Below are 959 nucleotides of genomic sequence, written 5' to 3' on the forward strand. Positions count from 1 at the left end.
GCTTTGCGGCTGCTCCGCCCTGGTATGACGAAGTTGGGCTACTTGCTCGCCTTGGCCCGCTCGATCGCGTCGACGATCATCTTCTTGGCATATTTGGAATCGTGCCAGCCTTCGATCTTGACCCATTTGCCGGGCTCGAGATCCTTGTAGTGCTCGAAGAAGTGCTGCACCTGCTGGCGCGTGATGTCGGGCAGCTGGGTGTATTCAGTGACGTTCTCGTAGCGCAGCGTCAGTTTCGGCGACGGCACGGCAATGATCTTCTCATCCTGGCCGGCATTGTCTTCCATGATCAGCACGCCGATCGGCCTGACGTTGATGACGCAGCCCGGCACCAGGGCGCGCGTGTTGCAGACCAGCACGTCGATCGGATCGCCGTCGCCCGACAGCGTGTGCGGCACAAAGCCGTAATTGCCGGGGTAGCGCATCGAGGTGTGCAGGAAGCGGTCGACGAACAGCGTGCCGGCTTCCTTGTCCATCTCATACTTGATCGGCTCGCCGCCGATCGGCACCTCGATGATGACGTTGACGTCCTCAGGCGGGTTCTTTCCGCTGGCTATGGCTTCAATGCGCATGGCTTAAATCCCTCTCTCGATGGACGATCGATAGCGGGCGGCGCGTCATGGTGCAATGCGGCGAATGGTGCTGGCTGAAATCGGGAGGGCAATGGCCGAAGGGCCGGGCTGTCATTCCCAGACGAAAGCGACCTTCTTGAGCGCCTTCTGCTCGAAGATCTCGACGCCTTCGGCTACATCGCGGCCGCCAGCGCCGGCATAGAAGGCAAGCGCGTTCTGGTTGTCTTCCAGCGCCCACACGACCATGCCTTTCAGCCCGTGATCGGCCAGCCGCGCCTTGGCCGCCGAAAACAGGCGGCTGCCGAGCCCGATGCCCTGATATTCCGGCCGCAGGTACAATTCGTAGATTTCGCCTTGCTGCCTGAGTTCACGGGCGCGGTTCTTGCC

At 61.4% G+C, this 959-nt stretch carries 2 protein-coding genes; both read right to left on the bottom strand.

Annotated features, from left to right (window positions below; translation table 11 throughout):
- Positions 1 to 38: 38 nt before the first annotated feature.
- The gene (ppa, locus tag EOC06_RS37855) at positions 39 to 572 is read right to left on the bottom strand and encodes an inorganic diphosphatase (protein ID WP_013528997.1); all 534 of its coding nucleotides are present in this window, start codon (positions 570 to 572) and stop codon (positions 39 to 41) included.
- Positions 573 to 683: 111 nt separating this feature from the next.
- A partial coding sequence (locus EOC06_RS37860) for an N-acetyltransferase (protein WP_164899025.1) occupies positions 684 to 959 on the bottom strand: 276 nt, incomplete at its 5' end.

Origin of the sequence: Mesorhizobium sp. M7A.F.Ca.MR.362.00.0.0 (genome assembly GCF_004023175.1) — a bacterium.
In the GTDB taxonomy this organism is placed as follows: Bacteria; Pseudomonadota; Alphaproteobacteria; order Rhizobiales; family Rhizobiaceae; genus Mesorhizobium.

Bases quoted from the DNA above. Each gene is read 5' to 3' on its own strand.
- ppa (WP_013528997.1), bottom strand. From the start codon at position 572: ATGCGCATTGAAGCCATAGCCAGCGGAAAGAACCCGCCTGAGGACGTC.